This is a genomic window from Gilliamella sp. Bif1-4 (assembly GCF_001690535.1).
Taxonomy (GTDB): Bacteria; Pseudomonadota; Gammaproteobacteria; order Enterobacterales; family Orbaceae; genus Gilliamella; species Gilliamella bombi.
In genome coordinates, this window is the sequence record NZ_LZHC01000016.1 from 1 (window position 1) to 20,307 (window position 20,307).

The 20,307-nt window shown below is 34.7% G+C and carries 20 protein-coding genes; 11 read left to right on the forward strand and 9 right to left on the reverse strand.

Annotation, left to right across the window (positions count from 1 at the left end; genetic code table 11):
• Positions 1–346 precede the first annotated feature (346 nt).
• Both pmrA and pmrB read left to right on the forward strand, forming a co-directional pair.
• A complete protein-coding gene (pmrA, locus tag A9G25_RS02090; RefSeq protein WP_065625535.1) occupies positions 347–1,009 on the forward strand; it encodes a two-component system response regulator PmrA in 663 nt (220 codons plus the stop codon).
• 33 nt (positions 1,010–1,042) lie between these two features.
• Complete coding sequence (pmrB, locus tag A9G25_RS02095; protein WP_065625536.1) at positions 1,043–2,146, forward strand: two-component system sensor histidine kinase PmrB; 1,104 nt, start codon at positions 1,043–1,045, stop codon at positions 2,144–2,146.
• Here pmrB and A9G25_RS02100 read toward each other — a convergent pair.
• Positions 2,115–2,735, reverse strand: a complete 621-nt coding sequence (locus tag A9G25_RS02100; protein ID WP_065625537.1) for a YrbL family protein — start codon at positions 2,733–2,735, stop codon at positions 2,115–2,117. The genes pmrB and A9G25_RS02100 overlap by 32 nt on opposite strands.
• A gap of 275 nt (positions 2,736–3,010) precedes the next feature.
• Here A9G25_RS02100 and rplM point away from each other — a divergent pair, with 275 nt between their 5' ends.
• From rplM to A9G25_RS02130, 6 genes are all read left to right on the forward strand, one after another.
• A complete protein-coding gene (gene rplM / locus A9G25_RS02105; protein WP_034901369.1) occupies positions 3,011–3,439 on the forward strand; it encodes a 50S ribosomal protein L13 in 429 nt (142 codons plus the stop codon).
• 11 nt (positions 3,440–3,450) lie between these two features.
• On the forward strand, positions 3,451–3,843 hold the full coding sequence (gene rpsI / locus A9G25_RS02110; RefSeq protein WP_034915459.1) for a 30S ribosomal protein S9: 393 nt from the start codon (positions 3,451–3,453) through the stop codon (positions 3,841–3,843).
• A gap of 333 nt (positions 3,844–4,176) precedes the next feature.
• Positions 4,177–4,809 carry a glutathione S-transferase N-terminal domain-containing protein gene (locus tag A9G25_RS02115; protein WP_065625538.1) on the forward strand — a complete coding sequence of 211 codons (633 nt, stop codon included), beginning with the start codon at positions 4,177–4,179 and terminating at the stop codon, positions 4,807–4,809.
• Positions 4,810–4,858: 49 nt separating this feature from the next.
• Entirely contained in the window at positions 4,859–5,263 is a 405-nt protein-coding gene (locus A9G25_RS02120; RefSeq protein WP_065625539.1) for a ClpXP protease specificity-enhancing factor, read from the forward strand.
• A 91-nt stretch (positions 5,264–5,354) separates the two neighbouring features.
• A complete protein-coding gene (locus A9G25_RS02125) occupies positions 5,355–6,323 on the forward strand; it encodes a CYTH domain-containing protein (RefSeq protein ID WP_065625540.1) in 969 nt (322 codons plus the stop codon).
• Between the two features lie 16 nt (positions 6,324–6,339).
• Complete coding sequence (locus tag A9G25_RS02130; protein ID WP_065625541.1) at positions 6,340–7,329, forward strand: hypothetical protein; 990 nt, start codon at positions 6,340–6,342, stop codon at positions 7,327–7,329.
• Between the two features lie 54 nt (positions 7,330–7,383).
• Here A9G25_RS02130 and A9G25_RS02135 read toward each other — a convergent pair whose 3' ends face one another.
• Positions 7,384–8,145 carry an IS5 family transposase gene (locus A9G25_RS02135; RefSeq protein WP_065625638.1) on the reverse strand — a complete coding sequence of 254 codons (762 nt, stop codon included), beginning with the start codon at positions 8,143–8,145 and terminating at the stop codon, positions 7,384–7,386.
• Between the two features lie 394 nt (positions 8,146–8,539).
• Here A9G25_RS02135 and glnE point away from each other — a divergent pair, with 394 nt between their 5' ends.
• Positions 8,540–11,383 carry a bifunctional [glutamate--ammonia ligase]-adenylyl-L-tyrosine phosphorylase/[glutamate--ammonia-ligase] adenylyltransferase gene (gene glnE / locus A9G25_RS02140; RefSeq protein WP_065625542.1) on the forward strand — a complete coding sequence of 948 codons (2,844 nt, stop codon included), beginning with the start codon at positions 8,540–8,542 and terminating at the stop codon, positions 11,381–11,383.
• Between the two features lie 53 nt (positions 11,384–11,436).
• On the opposite strand, the gene ttcA is transcribed toward glnE, so the two are convergent.
• The gene (gene ttcA / locus A9G25_RS02145; RefSeq protein WP_065625543.1) at positions 11,437–12,333 is read right to left on the reverse strand and encodes a tRNA 2-thiocytidine(32) synthetase TtcA; all 897 of its coding nucleotides are present in this window, start codon (positions 12,331–12,333) and stop codon (positions 11,437–11,439) included.
• A gap of 14 nt (positions 12,334–12,347) precedes the next feature.
• The gene (gene yeiP / locus A9G25_RS02150; RefSeq protein ID WP_065574609.1) at positions 12,348–12,920 is read right to left on the reverse strand and encodes an elongation factor P-like protein YeiP; all 573 of its coding nucleotides are present in this window, start codon (positions 12,918–12,920) and stop codon (positions 12,348–12,350) included.
• Between the two features lie 117 nt (positions 12,921–13,037).
• On the opposite strand from yeiP, the gene A9G25_RS02155 reads away from it, so the two are divergent.
• Positions 13,038–13,304 carry a YkgJ family cysteine cluster protein gene (locus tag A9G25_RS02155; protein ID WP_065625544.1) on the forward strand — a complete coding sequence of 89 codons (267 nt, stop codon included), beginning with the start codon at positions 13,038–13,040 and terminating at the stop codon, positions 13,302–13,304.
• A 203-nt stretch (positions 13,305–13,507) separates the two neighbouring features.
• Positions 13,508–14,950 carry an amino acid permease gene (locus A9G25_RS02160; RefSeq protein ID WP_065625545.1) on the forward strand — a complete coding sequence of 481 codons (1,443 nt, stop codon included), beginning with the start codon at positions 13,508–13,510 and terminating at the stop codon, positions 14,948–14,950.
• 116 nt (positions 14,951–15,066) lie between these two features.
• On the opposite strand, the gene infA is transcribed toward A9G25_RS02160, so the two are convergent.
• The 5 genes from infA to leuS form a co-directional block, all read right to left on the reverse strand.
• The gene (gene infA, locus A9G25_RS02165; RefSeq protein ID WP_025315083.1) at positions 15,067–15,285 is read right to left on the reverse strand and encodes a translation initiation factor IF-1; all 219 of its coding nucleotides are present in this window, start codon (positions 15,283–15,285) and stop codon (positions 15,067–15,069) included.
• Between the two features lie 222 nt (positions 15,286–15,507).
• On the reverse strand, positions 15,508–16,161 hold the full coding sequence (gene nadD / locus A9G25_RS02170) for a nicotinate-nucleotide adenylyltransferase (RefSeq protein WP_065625546.1): 654 nt from the start codon (positions 16,159–16,161) through the stop codon (positions 15,508–15,510).
• Positions 16,155–17,159, reverse strand: coding sequence for a DNA polymerase III subunit delta (gene holA / locus A9G25_RS02175; protein ID WP_065625547.1), 1,005 nt, complete (start codon positions 17,157–17,159; stop codon positions 16,155–16,157). Before holA ends, nadD begins: the two co-directional genes overlap by 7 nt.
• Before the next feature lie 7 nt (positions 17,160–17,166).
• Positions 17,167–17,661 (reverse strand): LPS assembly lipoprotein LptE, encoded by a 495-nt coding sequence (gene lptE / locus A9G25_RS02180; protein ID WP_065625548.1) that lies wholly within the window; start codon positions 17,659–17,661, stop codon positions 17,167–17,169.
• Between the two features lie 35 nt (positions 17,662–17,696).
• Positions 17,697–20,279 (reverse strand): leucine--tRNA ligase, encoded by a 2,583-nt coding sequence (gene leuS, locus A9G25_RS02185; RefSeq protein ID WP_065625549.1) that lies wholly within the window; start codon positions 20,277–20,279, stop codon positions 17,697–17,699.
• Between the last annotated feature and the right edge of the window lie 28 nt (positions 20,280–20,307).

The window sequence follows — 20,307 nt, forward strand, 5'->3', positions numbered from 1 at the left end:
GGCTTAATACGTCAGTTTATACCAAAGTCAGCGGCCATTTCATTAGTTGACGACGAACAGATAAAGAAAATACAATATCTATTGAACACACGCCCAAGAAAACGGCATAAGTTTAAAAGCCCTGCCGATTTTTATTCTAAGGAGTTAAGAAGAATTGCACTTCATGTTTGAATCCAGGTATTTAATTAATAAAAATTGGATAAGTATTAACAAGTTTCTTAATAAGTATGTTCTTATAGAGCGCAATTAGTAGCTTTAGATATGTAACGTGAAGTATATAATTACTGATAATTATACGATTGAGCATTCTTAGTGATTCCAACATTTATATTAAGGTAAATTATCAATGAAAATATTAATTGTTGAAGATGATAGCTTGCTACAAAAAGGTTTATACGATGGTATAACGTCAAATGGTTATGTTTGTGAAGTTGCTACAAATGGTAAACAAGCTGAAGATTATATTCAATTTGGGCAGTTTAGTTTAATTATACTCGATTTAGGATTACCTGATTGCGATGGACTTGGCTTACTGATTCGCTGGCGAAAAAATCATATTTCAACACCAGTTTTGATTTTAACTGCACGCGATACCATAGAAGATAGAGTCGATGGTTTAGATAATGGTGCCGATGATTATTTGATTAAACCTTTTGCTTTAACTGAATTATTAGCTAGAGTAAGAGCGTTAATTCGTAGAGATCAAGGTACCGCAGATAATCTTATCAGTTATGGCCCTATTACTATTGATATAAAACAACAAAAAGTGACTGTTAATAACCAACAAGTAGTGTTAACACCAAAAGAGTTTATTGTATTATCTCGATTAATGCTAAAAGCTGGCGAAAAGGTCCACCGTGATTTATTGCAAAATGATCTTTATGATTGGCAAAGTGACCCCAGCTCAAATGTTTTAGAAGTGTATATTCACGGGTTACGTAATAAATTAGGTAAAAATTTCATTCGCACAATACGAGGTTATGGTTATCAACTTATTGATGGATGTTGATAAATCGATTAATTTAAATTAGATAATTAAAATATGATTTCAGAATCACTTAGTAATATACGCCACAGTATTCGTTGGAACCTATTTTTTACTTTGGGTTCTATCATGTTGGTTTGTCAGATTATTACTGTCCTTTGGTTATGGCACGAAAGTAAAGAACAAATAGATGTATTGGTTAATTTGACTCTAAGTCAAAATAAAATTGATGAAGTTGTTGAAGAAGAAGAATTAGAAGCGATTTTCGTTTTGTTTTGTTCTGCTTTTTCTATGATGGCAGTAACACTAATTTTAGCATACAAAGCGATCAAGTGGATCACAAAACCGTTGGAAATTTTAGAGAAAGATCTTAATCAACGTACCGAGGAGAACCTAAAACCCATTGCGCCAATCAGCAATATGCGTGAAATTAAATCGATTACATCTGTATTGAATAATCTTTTTATTAGGCTGAGTACAACATTATCTCAAGAACGTCTTTTTACCGCCGACGTAGCGCATGAAATGAGGACACCTTTAGCAGGCATTCGTTTACATCTAGAATTGTTAGAAAATAAAAATAACATTGATTGCACAGAGTTAATTGATCGTATAGATCGATTAGTCAGTACTGTAGAACAGCTATTAATGCTTGCTCGAACTAGTCAAAAGTTTACTGTAGGAAAGTATCAACATATTAATTTTTATAATGATATTATGATTCCGCTGTCTGATGAACTAACAGAATTGACTTCACAAAAACAGCAACAGCTTGAATGGTATTTGACTGATAAAGATCTTATTTTTAATGGTGATGCAACCTTAATAAGACTATTAGTACGTAATTTAGTTGAAAATAGTTATCGCTACAGTCCTGAGAACACTAAAATTGTGGTAAGTTGTTACAAAATTAAAAAAGATATCATTATTACTGTAGAAGATGAAGGTAATGGCATTGATGAGTCTAAAAGCGAAAAAATGATCCAAGCCTTTTTTCGTATGGATCGCAAGCATAATGGTATTGGGCTTGGTTTAAGTATAGTCAACCGTATTGCTAAATTACATCAAGGTCTATTTACCTTAAAAAATAGACCTAATAATGTAAAAGGTGCTATTGCACAATTGAGGATTACTGATTCACTTCGTCAACTAAACGAGTGATTAATTTGTTGTTGCTATTTTCTTTAATAATGGATGTTAAAAAACGTTGCCAAGTTCGTTCAATTTTGGCTTTAGCAAAAAAAGGAATGTAATTGGCAATAGGAATAAGAGTTGAATTACCGATATTATCGATAATAATTAAGCGACGGTTATCTGCACTTAAGTGCTGAAACAAAATATTTTTGCTTTTTATTGTCATTGTAATAATACGATCTTTTAATAGAGCTGATTTCAAATTTCTTAATGAAGTAACTAAATCATCGTAATATTGCTTAGTTAATTTTGTATCAGCGAGGTATTTTTCAAGTGGTATAGCTATTTCTCCGGTATAATCTCGGATGAGTTGAAAAACATGACCTTTGCCATAATTGGTAGAAACTGGGCCGTAATATTTTGCTATTGCATCGAATGAAACATTACGTCTAATTAGATGTTTATAATAAGAAATTTCTCGATTAGTCTCATCTTCAGCACCGACATTATAATTCACTTTGATACACTTATTGGGATCATTTGGATGACGATAACATTTTCGGTGCAATCCTCTACTAATATAATCTTCTATTGAAAGTTGAATTGTATTGTTCATTTATTTAAATATTTTGTTATTTAATGTTGATTTTAGTTTATCAGTAAGCATTCCTTCTCGCTATGATTTTTTTATTTTTACTCTAGCGCTTTTATAATATTTCTGTATAATATTGCCACCCACGTTACGACAACGTTCTTCCCAACGTTGTTTTCGGTTGTCAATATTAGTATAACCGCTCGAAGGGGTGAGTTAATTAATGGTAACAATCAAAAAGTGTAAATAAATCAAATGATTTATTAACGTGAGATTAATTAAAAATTGGATAATTACGAATGAGTACTTTTTCAGCTAAACCAGAAACAGTTAAACGCGACTGGTATGTTGTTGATGCAGCAGGTAAAACGTTAGGTCGTTTAGCTACTGAAATCGCAAGCCGTTTGCGTGGTAAACACAAAGCAGAATACACACCACATGTTGATACAGGTGATTATATTATCGTTATCAATGCAGAAAAAGTTGCTGTAACAGGCAAAAAACGCACTGATAAGATCTATTATCGTCATACTGGCTACATCGGTGGACTTAAAGAAGCGACTTTTAAAGAGATGATTGAACGTCATCCTGAACAAGTCATCGAAATTGCTGTAAAAGGCATGTTACCGAAAGGTCCTCTTGGTCGTGCAATGTACCGTAAACTAAAAGTTTATGCTGGTAGTGAGCACAATCATGCGGCACAACAACCGCAAGTATTAGATATTTAAGGGGATAAAAGATGGCTGATAATCAATATTACGGTACAGGTCGCCGCAAAAGTTCTGCTGCTCGTGTATTTATCAAACCAGGTAGTGGTAACATCGTTATTAACAAGCGCTCTTTAGAGCAATACTTTGGTCGTGATACAGCTCGTATGGTTGTTATGCAACCGTTAGAGTTAGTTGAAATGACTGATAAACTTGATCTTTATATCACTGTTAAAGGTGGTGGTATTTCAGGTCAGGCTGGTGCGATTCGTCACGGTATTACTCGTGCGTTAATGGAATATGATGAAACTTTACGTTCTGCGTTACGTCAAGCAGGTTTTGTTACTCGTGATGCACGTCAAGTTGAACGTAAAAAAGTGGGTTTACGCAAAGCACGTCGTCGTCCCCAGTTCAGTAAACGTTAATGGCAATATTACAAAAATGTTACAAATTTTTTTCAAAACCCAGCGAATGCTGGGTTTTTTTATGCTGATTTGGTTATTTAAAAAGCTAAACTACGTAGGTTAAATCTTTTTAAGAATGAAGGTTATCTAGAAAATAAATATTATTTAATATTATTAGGTTAAGTAATTTAATACATCCTATATTTAAGCACATATTGTATGAAACTGTTTGTCAAAATTAGAGCTTGAGAAAAAGAATTAAAGAAAATTTATTTTTTTTAACAATTTTGTTATCCAATTTGTTAGAATAGACAGCAATTAGACTTATTTTAATTTTATAAATTTGGAGTGAATATGGTTGTTGCTGTTAATAAACGTTCTGTAATGACATTATTTTGTGATAAAACAGATATTTACGGACATCAGATTCGGTTTGTTTTGGCAGAAAAAGGGGTAACTGCCGAAATAGAGTTTGTAACGGCAGATAATTTACCTCAGGAGTTATTGGATCTTAATCCTTATGGTTCAATTCCAACTTTGATTGATCGTGATCTAACGTTATATGAGCCACATATTGCCTTAGAATATCTTGATGAACGCTTTCCTCATCCTCCTTTAATGCCTGTTTACCCCATTGTTCGCGCTAATTCTCGATTAGCAATGTATCGTATCAAAAAAGAGTGGTACAGTGCTTACGAAATAATCATTGCTGATCCTAATAGTGATAGAGCGAAAACGGCGCGAAAAAACCTTTTAGATGATCTTGTTTCAATTTCGGTTATGTTTAAAGAAAAGGAGTATTTTATGAGTGATGATTTTACATTATGTGACTGTTACTTTGCTCCATTACTTTGGCGTTTACCATTACTTGGTATTGAATTACCAAAAGTGGCTGAAAAGAATTATTTAGCTTATATGGCGCGTATTTTTGAACGTCCAGCTTTCATTAATTCATTAACTGAAGAAGAAAAGAAAATAAGATCATAATCAATTAAATTTATCCTTATTTACGATAATTTTAGACAAGGTAGCCTTGATGCAACTTGAACAAATGACCGCGCGTCGTCCTTATATCTTTAGAGCTTTTTATGATTGGATTTTAGATAACGACTTAACACCTTATATTGTGGTTAATACGTCGATATATGGCGTAGTGGTACCTCAGGAATTTATTCAAAACAATCAAATTGTGCTAAATATTGCGCCACAATCAGTCGGTCAATATATATCCTCTAATGAACAAATCGAATTCAATGCTCGCTTTTCTGGTGTGCCCCAACATATTGTGGTACCAATGGCTGCGATTGAAGCAATTTATGCCCGCGAGAATGGGGTTGGTATGGGATTTGAAGATGAACCACAATATCATGTGCAGCGTGAATTATCTCAACAAACAGAACAATCTAAACCCAAAAACAACCCATTTCGTGTTGTAAAGTAATTTGTAATATTGTTAATTAACGGTGATTGGCTGTAATGTATAATGTATGAAGTCATCATCGTTGATTATATTAAAAATAATTTAAAAATAAATGATAAGTAACGAAATTGAATTAAAATTTGAAATCAATACCAACGATATTGCCAGTTTAAAATATTATTTAGAACAATGGGCTGATTGTGACGAAGCCGAATTTTCGGCAATATCATCAGCATTATCACCAACAAAACGCAGTTTTACCAAACAAAACCTGACCAATACTTATTACGATACTAGCGATTATTACTTGCGCAATCATGGTTGTGGGCTACGTGTAAGAGGGTGCGAGGATAGTAGTTTAGTAAAACGTTTTGAAATTACATTAAAACGTGACAAAAAATCGATTGCAGGGTTGCATGAGCGTGCTGAATTTAATGTCGATTTGCCTGATTCTGTTCCTGATTTAACCGTATTACCTTGCCATGCATTGCCAAATGGCGGTGATATTGCTGAGCTACAACGGGATTTACGCCCCCTATTTACCACCAATTTTGAGCGGCAAGTGTGGTTAGTTTCGTTTGCAAGTAGCGAAATTGAAGTTGCATTAGATCAAGGGCAAATTAGCTCAAACAATCAATCTATCCCCATTAAAGAAGTTGAACTTGAAATCAAACAGGGCAATAAACACGATTTATTTAATTTTGCTATTGAGTTAAGTCGATTTAATTTGCATCTATTTTCACAAAGCAAAGCTTCTAGAGGCTATCGATTACTTAACAATTTGGCACTTAAAAAGTGCGATTATGCATTTTCAAGCCAATGTGATTTACCTAAATTGCTTGAATTTTGGCAACAAAACGAAGAATATGCGTTAGAAGTAGATGATTTAGCATACTACAAGCAAACTTTAAATCAGGTAAATGATCAGTTAACCAATAAACTGCTTTCTAACGAGCCAGAGTTTGTTCAATGGCAAGCGGCATTGTTGTCTATTAGTTCACTAAAAGCGTTTGCTTTTAGTGAGATAAATACGAAATTAAAACTAATGTTAGTTGTTGAAATGAATAAAACTAACATATAAATATAAGGATATACAGATGAAAAAGTCATTTTATAAATTACCTTTATTGTTAGTTTTATTTTATTGGATATTTGATATTGTTTTTGTTATTACTTATAGTCTTGGAGTTGATGAATATTTTTTCATATCGTCAGATATGACAACCTATAAAATTAGCAGAGAACTTATTGAGCGAATATTACTCAATTTCATTTTACAGTTGCCTAGTTTACCTGTGCTATTTATTACTTCCGTATTGCTATTGAACAAATATGCTATTAATCAGATTAATCGAAAAAATATTGTCAATAGCTTATTTATTGCCATATTAATCACATTAGGTGATAGTGTTGTTCGATTGTATTATTATACCTATATTGATGGTTGGATACGGTTAGGACGACAATATTTAAATTTCCATCTCAATATGTTTCTCTTTTTACCGAGGTATATAACTAATTTTTTAGGGGTGGCAATAGTTTCTTTTTTTATAATATTGTTAACTTACCTTGGCATCAAATTGCTTAATAAAAGTTATACCCATAACGACAATGCATTAACTCAAAAAGAGAGCCAACAACTACATTTAGGCTTATTTATAGCACTTTATAACTGCTATTTTCTTACTGCATTCCTTACACTAATAGAAATAGATACGAATTACAGTTTTAGAATTATTATCGATATAGCTGGTTTGACGATTATATTTTTATTAATTGCTAATTTTCTTGGTTATTTTTTGTTAAGAAGATGTTTTAAAGGTGTAACGAAAACTATAGCATTAAAAAAGCTCGTTTTTAGTTCAATAGGTATTTTTATATTAAATTGCTTATTATCGAGCAAATTAGGAATGTTTAGTGTTTCATTAGTACGTTATTTAGAATATTGGTACGAAATAAGTGAGTTAGAAATAATAATTATTTATTTTATGACGGTAGTAACTTTATTTATTTTAAGCAGTTTATTGGTAAGAATGGCGGTTAAGCTAATATTTGGTAATATGGATAAAAATCATCAAAGTATTTAAGACTAAATGTAATTATTTATTAGGGGCTGTTGATCGTTGCTGTACATAAATTACTCAACAATACATTGGCAGCCACATTAACATAAATGCCAGTGATACCATACTGGCATAATTCCTTTCTAACTTATCGTATCTAGTTGATATTGAACGATATTGCTTGATTCTAGCAAAGGCATTCTCGACTAAATGACGATAGCGATAAAGGCACCTATCCATACTGCTTTTATCTATATCCTTACCATAATTACGTTTAGCAATCACCGTTCGTCCGCTTTTTTGACGAACAAAGCACCGAAAAGGCTTGCTGTCATAACCTTTATCGGCTATCACTGTATTCACTTCATCGAGCTTTTCAACTAGGTTTTCTGCATAAGTGATATCATGTCGTTGTCCTTCAGAAAGCTCAAAACAAATAGGCAAACCACCACTATCAACCGCAAGATGAATTTTAGTTGAATTACCACCACAGCTCTGACTTATTTGCTCACAATGCTCCGTTGCAGCGCCTGTACTATGTTGATGAGCCCTGATAATCGAGCCATCTAGGAACACCCATTCAAAATCCGCTAGTTGTGATAAATGTTTGAAAATATCAACTAATATTCCTTTTTTAGACCACAAATTAAATCGTCTATAGACGGTGCTCCATTCACCAAACTCTTCTGGCAAATCTCGCCAAGGAATACCTGTTCTCATTCGGAAAAGGCTCCCTTCAAACGTCATCCGATGCTCGGATTTATTATAAACTCGGCCGGTATTTTTCATTATTTGTAGTAGCTTTTCCCACCGTTTATCTGTTAGCATTGTTCTTGGCATGATGAATCGAGTTATGGTTGTTTTTGCAGAATTATTATAACTCACATCATGCCGTATAAAAAATAATCACGAAAGATCAACACGCCCTATTGCCATTATCAATTTATATTTAACAAAGTTAGTCAATACGCTCTATGAACCATTCACACAAAAGGAAGCGATAACTTTTTGGAATAATTGATGTTATACTATTTTTTCTTGCTCTATGTGTAATGGGGTGGGTAATTGTTCGCAAAACAGCAAAGGTATTTTTTAGTAAATAGACATTATAGATTATTTTTTATGATGTTTTAATTTTTATTGAAATACTATATCAATGGCTAAAGTCATTTATAATATTTTCTTATTTTGTTGATTTTACTTTTAATAACAATATTTCTAAGAGAGCTTGCCTATGTCGGAACTTAACCAGCCGCTTTCCTCTTTGCTTGAACAGCAAAAGCAAAAAATAACCTTTCAACTGAAGCAATGCGAATTAAATGAAGTGGAAGCTGATCTTGATATTTTGGTGCAGAGTGACTTTTTGGTCGAGGTGTTTTGTAGATTCCCTAATTGGTTTGCTGACATAGTACAAAACCCACCGCAAGCCGATGAAAGGCAATTTTATCAATCTTGGCTAGATGCGCAATTGTCAGGTGTGACCGATGAAGCTATTTTTATGAAAACGCTCAGGCTGTTTCGGAATTTTATGCTAGTGCGTCTTGAGTGGTCGCAATTGACCAAAATAAGTCATGATGAGCAAATTTTATTGCAATTGACCGAATTGGCTGAGGTGATTATTGTTACAGCTCGTAATTGGCTTTATAAACTTAGTTGCACCGAGTGGGGAACACCTTGTAATGCCCAAGGTCAGGCGCAGCCACTACTGATTTTAGGTATGGGGAAATTGGGCGGTGGGGAGCTGAACTTTTCGTCCGATATTGATTTGATTTTTACTTATCCAGAGCATGGGCAAACAAAAGATGGTCGGCGAGAATTAGATAATGCTGTCTTTTTTACCCGATTAGGCCAACGCTTAATTAAAGCACTAGATCAAATTACCGAAGATGGTTTTGTGTATCGTGTGGATATGCGTTTACGCCCGCTTGGTGATGGGGGACCTTTAGTCCTGAGCTTTTCTTCTATGGAAGATTATTATCAAGAGCAAGGTCGAGATTGGGAACGTTATGCTATGGTTAAAGCCAAAGTTCTTGGTGACCAGCACGCCCCTTATGTAGGCGAACTGTATCAAATGTTGAAGCCTTTTGTCTATCGTCGCTATATTGATTTTAGTGTTTTACAATCATTGCGTAATATGAAAAGCATGATTGAACGTGAAGTGCGTCGTCGTGGTTTAAAAAATAACATCAAGCTTGGCGCTGGTGGGATTCGTGAAATAGAGTTTATTGTACAAGTTTTTCAGCTTATTCGTGGTGGGCGAGTAGTGGGATTGCAAACTCGTTCGTTATTAAATGCACTTAATGTGATTGAACAAGAATCGCTACTTGCATCGAATGAAGTATCGTTATTACGAGAAAATTACCTGTTTTTACGTCGTTGTGAAAATCTTTTACAAGCTATTGCCGACAAACAGACCCAAGCCTTGCCAGATAATGCACTGGACCAAGCTCGTTTAGCGACAAGCATGGGTTTTAATCATTGGTATGATTTTGAACAAGAATTATCAGTACGAATGCAATGTAATCGCCAAATTTTTAATGAACTTATTGGCGAAAACGAATCAGAATCTGTTTCGAAAACCAAGTGTTATAATGATCAATTTGACGATCTTTGGGTGCCAGATCTTCAAATAAGTGATGTTAGCTCAGTGCTACCCAATTATTCAGAAACACAAATCGCACAGATCCATCAAATGCTAATACAATTTCGTGATGATATTGGTAAACGTACAATTGGTGTACGGGGGCGTGAAATACTCGATCAATTAATGCCACGTTTATTAGAATCTATCTGTAGTGAAAAGCAAGTAACAGTAGTGTTATCAAGAATTTTGCCGTTACTTGTTAATATTGTTAGTCGTACTACTTATTTAGAACTGTTACTTGAATATACAACCGCTTTGAAGCAATTAATTCGCTTATGTAGCGCTTCGCCAATGATTAGCGATCAACTGGCTCATTATCCTATACTGTTAGATGAGCTTATTGATATCAATTCGCTTTATCAGACGATTGCCCCAAATGAATATAAAAGCCAACTTTATCAATATTTACTGCGCATTGCAGTGGATGACGAAGAACAACAACTTGAAGCTTTACGTCAATTTAAGCAGATGCAATTACTGCATATCGCTGCCGCCGATGTTGAGCATGTATTAACTACTATGAAAATTAGCGATCATCTAACTTATGTGGCCGAATCTTTGTTAGATTTTGTAGTACAAATGGCATGGAATCAAATTATTGCTCGTTATGGCAAGCCTGCTCATTTGGCTGATAACCATAAAGGTTTGGTTGTGATTGGCTATGGTAAATTAGGCGGTTGGGAATTGGGTTATGGTTCAGATCTTGATCTGGTTTTTTTACATGATTGTCCTGTTAATAGCGTCACCGATGGTGACAAGCAGATCGATAGCCGTCAATTTTATTTGCGCCTTGTACAACGTATTATTCATTTATTTAATGTACGCACTAGCTTTGGTATTTTATATGAAATTGATGTAAGACTCCGTCCTCAAGGCGATGCAGGGCTTCTTGCTTGTAGTTTAGATTCGTTCGAAGATTACCAAATAAATGAAGCTTGGACATGGGAACATCAAGCTTTAGTACGAGCCAGAGCTGTATATGGTGAAGCCGAATTAATCGATCGTTTTAATCAAATTCGTCATAATGTACTTTGTAAAAAGCGTGATGAAGTTGTATTAAAAAAAGAAGTACGTGAAATGCGTGAAAAAGTGCGATCACATCTAGGTAGCACTCAAGATAATTTATTCAACTTAAAAATTGATGAAGGCGGAATTGGTGATATTGAATTTTTATCACAATATTTGGTGCTTAATTATGCTCACCTGCATCCCCAAATGACAAAATGGAGTGATAATGCTCGTATTTTAGAGCTAGCAACAAATTATCAAATTATCGATAGTCACGAAGCACAGCAACTAACGCAAGCTTATATTGATATGCGTAATAAAATCCATCAACTTTCGTTGCAATTATTACCAAGTACGGTGGATAGCGCGCAGTTTAAGCAGGAAACAGAAATAGTCAATCAAAGTTGGCAAAAGTGGCTGAAATAATAGTATTAAAAACGCCGATTAGAACGGCGTTTTTAATATTTTGACTAGCTTAATTATTTAACTTCTTTCCATAAAATCAAATCGTTATCTTCAAGAACTGAACTATCAAAGCCTACAATCGGTTTGATATCTTCACGGTCAAAAGCGATATCACCGCCATTCACGGCAAGATCACCTTTTTTAATTCCTTTAAAATCAAACAAATTAGTATCACAAAGATGGGATAGGGTAATGTTTTGTGTTGCACGGAACATGGTCTCAATTCGACCTGGGAATTTTTTATCCCATTCATTTAGCATCTCTTTAATCACTTGCCTTTGTAAGTTTGGTTGCGAACCACAAAGGTTACAAGGAATTATTGGAAATTGCTTAATTTCGGCATATTTAGCAATGTCTTTTTCTTTACAATAAGCCAGCGGTCGGATAATGATATGTTCACCTGAATCATTCATTAATTTAGGCGGCATTGCTTTGAGCTTACCACCATAAAACATGTTTAAAAAGAGCGTTTCTAAAATATCATCACGATGATGTCCAAGGGCAATTTTAGTTGCGTCAAGTTCGGTGGCTGTGCGATATAAAATACCACGGCGTAGTCGCGAGCAAAGCGAGCAAGTTGTTTTACCTTCAGGAATTTTATCTTTGACAATGCCGTAGGTGTTTTCTTGCACGATTTTATATTCAATGCCTAACGAATTTAGGTATTCAGGCAATACATGTTCAGGAAATCCCGGTTGTTTTTGATCTAAATTAACCGCTATTAGATCAAAGTTTACTGGCGCACTGATTTTTAAGTTGATAAGAATATCAAGCAAAGTGTAACTATCTTTACCGCCAGACAAGCAAACCATAATACGATCGCCTTCTTGGATCATATTAAAGTCAGCGATTGCCTCGCCAGTTAAGCGACGCAATCGTTTATGTAGTTTATTTTGATTATATATATTCATTACGATTTTATTGGTTATTCGGCACGGCTCATGTAACGGCGTTCAGCAATATGAATTTTAACTCTTTCGTGGTTATCAATATATTCTGGAACCTGAATTACAAGCCCAGTCGATAAAGTAGCAGGTTTAGTACGTGCACTAGCTGAAGCACCTTTAATACTTGGCGAGGTTTCAACAATATCAAGTTCAACAGTCTGTGGCAATTCCAAGGCAAGAACTTCACCATCAGCCATTAGCACTTGAATACCATTCATACCGCCTTCAGGGATAAACAATAATTCATCTTCAATTTGTTCTTTTTTGAAGATATAAGGAGTATAATCCTCATTATCCATAAATACATATTCATCACCATCAATATACGAAAAACTAACAGGCCGACGGGATAGTTCAATTGTTTCGAGGATATCATCACCTTTAAAGCGTTCTTCAACTTTTCCACCATTTTTTACATCGGTAAAACGCATTTTATAAAGTGTACTGGCACCTCGTGCACTTGGACTTTGAACATCAATATCTTTAACAAGTAATAATTTACCATTATAGGTGACTGCATCACCACGTTTTATTTCATTTGCTTTAGCCATAATATTTATTCTTCACGATTAATAAAAAAGGTTAAAAAATTAGCTCGCTATTTTACCGCTAACTTGCTATTGTCACCATCAAAATTTATTAAATAAGCTTAAAATAAAGGAAATACCATGACAGATTCACTCCAATGTCGAAAAAACTGTGGTGCCTGTTGTATTGCTCCTTCAATTTCATCAGCTATCCCTGGTATGCCAAAGGGTAAACCAGCTGGTATTACTTGTATTCACTTAGATAACAATTATCAATGTAAATTGTTTTTGCACTCATCAAGACCGACAGTTTGTGGTCGATTAAAACCTTGTATAGAAATGTGTGGTAATAGCCGTTTGCAAGCATTGAATTATTTAACTCAATTAGAACAGCTAACTAAAGGTTAAGTATTTTATATTTTTAACAAAACAGTTCGATTATTAGAATTATTTATCTTGCCATCATTTTTTTTTGATACACTTTCACTCATTTTATTTATTTGTAATGATTAATATAAATTTTTAGCTGCCTACTTGGCTGTTAAATAATGTGGAATATAAAAATTTATGTTCCATAAGATTGACTCTCCTTAACAAAGAAGAATATTGATATGAAAAACAAATTAAAACGAGATTTAAAGGCACGTCACTTAGCTATGATCGCCATTGGTGGTTCAATTGGCACAGGGCTATTTGTTGCCTCAGGAGCAACTGTTGCTCAGGCAGGTCCCGGTGGTGCATTGCTTTCGTATGCCATTATAGGTGTAATGGTGTACTTTTTAATGACTAGCTTAGGAGAACTTGCTGCATATTTACCTGTTTCAGGTACCTTTGCAACTTATGGTTCACGTTATGTAGATGAAGCGTTTGGTTTTGCTATAGGTTGGAACTATTGGTATAACTGGGCAATTACGGTTGCGGTTGATCTAGTTGCTGCTCAACTAGTTATTTCTTATTGGTTTGATGCTGGTCCTTATAGTTGGTCATGGAGTTTATTGTTTTTAAGTATCATCTTTTGTTTAAACTATATTTCAGTTAAAGGCTTTGGTGAAGCAGAATTTTGGTTTTCATTAATTAAAGTCGTCACCGTTATTGTTTTTATTATTGTTGGTCTATTAATGATTATTGGTATTTTCCATGGAGCAGAAGGTGCAGGTTGGAAAAATTGGACCATCAAAGAAGCGCCTTTTGCAGGTGGATTTTCATCAATGATTGGTGTAGCAATGGTAGTTGGATTTTCATTTCAAGGTACCGAATTAATTGGTATTGCTGCTGGTGAATCGAAAGATCCAGAAAAAAATATTCCTAAAGCTATGCGACAAGTCTTTTGGCGAATACTGTTATTCTATATCTTTGCGATTTTAGTCATCAGTTTAATTATTCCTTATACTGATCCTAACTTACTACGTAACGATGAAATCGATATAAGTGTTAGTCCATTTACCTTAGTATTTGAACATGCTGGATTATTATCAGCTGCGGCATTAATGAATGCAGTTATATTGACTTCGGTGTTATCTGCGGGTAACTCAGGACTTTATGCTTCAACCCGTATGCTTTATGCTCTTGCTAAAGAAGGTAAAGCACCTAAAATCTTTGCAAAACTATCATCATCAGGTGTACCTCGTGCAGCGTTGTTAGCAACGACATTTGTGGCCATGCTTTGCTTTTTAACGTCGATGTATAAAGATCAGGTTGTTTATTTATGGTTGCTTAATATGTCTGGTATGACTGGTTTTATTGCTTGGTTAGGAATTGCAATTAGTCATTATCGTTTTAGAAAAGGTTACCTTATTCAAGGTAATGATGTTAATCAATTACCATATAAATCAAGCTGCTTCCCATTTGGTCCTGTTTTTGCTTTCGTATTATGTTTAATTATAACACTTGGCCAAAATTACGAAGCCTTCTTACAAGATACTATTGATTGGAGCAGTGTAGTTGCAACCTATGTCGGTTTACCATTATTTTTAATGATTTACTTTGGCTATAAAATAGTTAAAAAAACAAAATGGGTTAAATACGATCAAATGAACTTTTCTAAAGATGATTAACTCACTAGCTTAATTTGAATATCTCACTTCTCCGTCGACTTTTGTCGACGGTTTTTTATTAAAAAAGAGAGAAATAAACAGTTATATAGCGATAAAAGTTTATTCTGATAACGATATTAGCGACTTCGGAAGATGATGCGTGCTTTAGATAGATCGTAAGGAGTCATTTCAACAGTAACTTTATCACCAGTTAAAATACGAATATAGTTTTTCCGCATCTTACCAGAAATATGTGCAGTAACGACATGACCATTTTCAAGTTCAACACGAAACATCGTATTTGGAAGAGTATCAAGTATAGTTCCTTGCATTTCAATGTTATCTTCTTTTGCCATTGGGGCCTCTTAATAATAAGTACAAATTAAATATACTCAACTAACTTTCCTCGTCTAAGCACATAATACAAAGGTATAGTGTGGCGTTTTTATGTCACCTAGAAAGTGTTTTATTCGATGACAAAGTAAAGTTAAGTATAAACACAAAAAGCTGAGTTTAAAATAAATAAACACAGCGGCGAAATAATGCCGAAAAAACTGTCATATGTAAAGCCCTTTCTACTATTTCTTTGCAGTATAAAGACTTTGCTGATGAATATAATGCCATACTTTGGGCGGTAACAAATTTTCACAACTGGTTTGGTTGTTAATATTTTGCCTGATCTCAGTAGCAGAAATATTTTCAAGTGGCGTATGTGCAAAAAAGATATAGCCATGTGGTGAATTGTGTAGATCCTTAACGTTTGTGGTATTATGCACATTAACCCATTGTTGTAACTCAATGTTATCAGTTTTTTGGGCATAACCTGGTCTACAGCAAATCAGTAAATGGCAATAATCAAGCAAATTTTCCCATTTATTCCAAGTCGATAAACTCAATAATGAATCTTGTCCCATAATAAATGCCAACCCTTCACTATTCCCATTTTCTTGTCGCCAGGCTTGAAGCGTTTCGATAGTATAAGAAGGACGTGTTGAAGTTTTAGGTAAGATTTCTCTTACATTCAACGTAAATAATGGTAAACTTTCGATAGCCAATTTTAACATTGCCAAGCGTTGTTCAGTACTCGCTTCGGGTTGTGGTTTATGCGGAGGGATATGATTAGGCAATAAACTAATTTGCTTTAATCCAACTTCATTTGCTAACGAAATAGCAGGGCGAAGGTGCCCATAATGGATCGGATCAAAAGTTCCTCCTAATAATGCAGTTAACACTTATCTAATCCCATAAATTGCATCGATAACCTAAACATTGCGTCCCATATTCGAGCTTGGTTATCATGCTTTATACTAATTTCGATCTCTGTCAATTTGGCTAACAAATTAAATAGGTCATTAAGATCGCAATGGTTTAGATAACTGGTATATATCGTTCTTTTATTTAGCCAAACCTTATATTCATCAAAAACTTGTTTTAATGATTTTTGTTGTAATTCTTTTTTTAAATTGATCAGCAATATCAACTCACGTTGAATAATCCGCAATAAAATTAACGGCTCAAATTCATTTATTTTTAACTGTTGTAAAATATGAATAGCTCGCTTTGTTTTATTGGCAAGCATCGCATCAGTCCAATGATATGGCGTAAATATTGCCGAATCATTTATATTATTTTCGACTTCATCATAAGAAATGCTCTGATTAGGATACAACAACTTAAGTTGTGCAATAATTTGTGTTAATGCCAGTAAATTACCTTCATAATAATAGCAAAGTAGTTCAATTGCCTTTGGTTCAATGGTCATTTGTTGTTGTTGCAAATGATTTTTAATCCATTGTGGTAACAGTAAAGTATCGGGTGTAGTGCAATTGACAACCACTAATTTATCCGACAATGCTTTATACCAAGTGGCGCTTTCTTGCGATTTTGTGATTTTCTTAAGTGTAATAACCAGAGCAATGCTAGGGGGTAAAACCTCACTTAGTGTATTGAGTTTGGTAGTGATAGCAGCGTTTAATGAACCCTCACTAAAATCAAGAAAAATCAGAGTATTTACAGAAAATAGGTTCATAGCCTGACAGCTATCATAAATTGCTGTCCAATCAGTTTGATTATCAATTACAAAAGTAAGTTGCTCGTCAAAGCCTTTTTGTGAAAAGGCTTTACGTAACTCAGTTTGCACATAATGCTGTAAATAGGGATCACCACCTAAAATTAAATAATAAGGTGATCCTACTTTATGGTTAATTTGATCGGCACTAATTTTAATCATGTCAACATTAATTTACTGCATGAATCGATTTTAATTTACGGATGACTTGTTTAGCCGCTTGTTTAAACATTTCGTTTTCAATCAAGTCTTGTTCAACCGTCTTAGCCAATGCTTCAGCAGGATTATCAAAAAACGTTCTAAACACACGTACGTTTATTGGATAAGTCTGTTGACCTGCAATAACAACTTGTGCTTCAACCGTTAACACTAATTGATATTCGGCAGCTTTACCATCTTGATAAATCGAGATAGTATTGCGACTTAAATTTTCACTTACCATTTTTAACAATGGTACCTGACTTGAAGCATTATTATTCGTTATCGTAACATCATTATCGTGTAATAACTCTTTAATATTGCGAGACAACCGGCCATAAGGGTCATAGCTTATGTAAGACATCGTTTTAAAACTTTCAGGCACTTCTGTCTCATGTTGTAAGTGAAATCCACATCCTGTTAAGGATATTATTAATAACATAATTAATGCTAAATACTTTTTCATATCAATAACCGCCTAAATTTAGTTATCAAACAATATTAACCAACAACAAGATTTAACAATTTACCCGGCACATAAATCACTTTACGGATAGTAACATCACTCAAATATTTTTGGATATTAGGTTCTTGTTTTGCTTGTGACACAACAAAATCTTGATCGGCATTGGCAGGTACAATAAATTTACCGCGGACTTTACCACTGATTTGTACAACAATGAGTTTCTCGTCCTCAACCATTGCCGATTGATCAGCAACAGGCCAAGTTGTATTATCAATCGATTCGTTGTGACCTAAAGCTTGCCACATAACAAAACAAGCGTGAGGCATCATAGGGTAAAGTAATCGAACAATCGCATTTAAAGCTTCACTCATTAGAGCGCGATCTTGCTCAGTTTCTTGTGGTGCTTTTTGTAAGCGATTCATAAATTCCATCACAGCGGCAATAGCAGTATTAAATGTTTGGCGGCGGCCAATATCATCACTCACTTTCGCAATGGTTTTGTGCAATTCACGACGCAATGACTTTTGTTCACTATCTAAACCTGTAACGTCTAGTTTTGCTGCTGCACCTTTTTGAGTATGTTCATAAACTAAACGCCATACACGTTTAATAAATCGGTTTGCACCTTCAACGCCAGATTCTTGCCATTCTAGTGTCATATCAGCAGGCGAAGCAAACATCATAAACAATCGAACGGTATCAGCACCATATTTTTCAACCATTTCTTGTGGATCGATACCATTATTTTTTGATTTTGACATTTTTGTCATACCAGCATGAACTAGCTCATTACCATGACTATCGACAGCTTTAGCAATGCGACCCTTATCATCACGTTCAATAGTGACTTCAGTTGGCGAAACCCAAATACGTTCATTTGTTGGGCTGGTATAATAAAATGCATCAGCTAATACCATACCTTGGCAAAGTAGACGTTTTGCTGGTTCATCTGACGATACTAAGCTAAAATCACGCATTAATTTATGGAAAAATCTAAAATAAAGTAAATGCATAATGGCATGTTCAATACCACCTACATACTGGTCAACAGGTAACCAATAGTTTGCCGCTTTTTCGTCTAACATGCCTTTTTCGTAGTTTGGACAAGTGTAACGAGCATAATACCAAGAAGATTCCATAAAGGTATCAAACGTATCGGTTTCACGTAGTGCAGGTTGAGCGTTAACGGTTGTTTTAGCCCAATTAGGATCTGCCTTAATTGGACTGGTAATACCATTCATTTCAACATTTTCAGGTAAAATAACTGGTAATTGGTCTTCTGGTGTTGGTATGGTTGTACCATCTTCAAGCGTCACCATTGGGATTGGTGCACCCCAATAACGTTGACGCGAAACACCCCAATCACGCAAACGGTAATTAACTTTACGTTTACCAATACCTAATGCAATTAACTTATCAGCAACAGCATTAAATGCTTGATCAAAATCAAGACCATCAAATTCGCCTGAATTAAATAACTTGCCATGCTCAGTATATGCTTTTTCAGAAAGATCTGGTGCATTACCGTCTTGAGTTAAAATAACAGGTTTAATTGGTAAGTTATATTTTGAAGCAAATTCGTAATCACGTTCGTCGTGACCAGGCACAGCCATTACTGCACCTGTACCATATTCAATTAACACAAAATTAGCAATCCAAACAGGAACCTTTTGACCTGTTAAAGGATGGATAGCATAAAAGCCTGTGGCAATACCTTTCTTTTCCATGGTTGCCATATCGGCTTCGGCTGTTTTGGTATTTTTACATTCAGCAACAAATTCAGCAATTTTAGGATTGTTTTGAGTTGCTAATTGTGCAAGAGGGTGCTCTGCGGCAACAGAGACAAAACTAACTCCCATTAATGTATCAGGACGAGTTGTATAAACACGTAACTTATCAGTATAATTTTCAACAGCAAAATCAAACTCAACCCCTTCAGAACGACCAATCCAGTTACGTTGCATGGTTTTAACTTGCTCTGGCCAGCTTTCAAGCGTATCCAAATCATTAAGTAGTTCTTCGGCATATTCGGTGATTTTAATAAACCATTGTGGAATCTCTTTGCGCTCAACAGGGGTACTACAACGCCAACAACAACCTTCAACCACTTGCTCATTAGCAAGTACGGTCTGATCATTTGGGCACCAGTTAACTGCCGATGTTTTTTTATAAACTAAGCCTTTTTCGTATAATTTAGTAAAAAACCATTGTTCCCATTTATAATATTCAGGACGACAAGTAGTAACTTCACGATCCCAATCATAACCAAATCCTAAAAGTTGTAATTGCTTTTTCATATAAGCAATATTTTCATAGGTCCATTTTGCAGGTGCAGTATTGTTTTTAACTGCAGCACCTTCAGCAGGCAAACCAAACGCATCCCAACCAATTGGCTGTAGTACATTTTTGCCATTTAAACGTTGGTAACGTGAAATGGTATCACCAATGGTGTAGTTACGAACATGACCAAGATGCAAACGCCCAGAAGGGTAAGGTAGCATCGATAAGCAGTAATATTTTTCTTTTGATGAATCTTCAGTAACGTGAAAGGTTTTATTTTCTTGCCAATGTTTTTGTACAATGGCTTCTATTTCATCTGGGCGATATTGTTCTTGCATGACGAGTTAATGTCCTATCTATTATTGC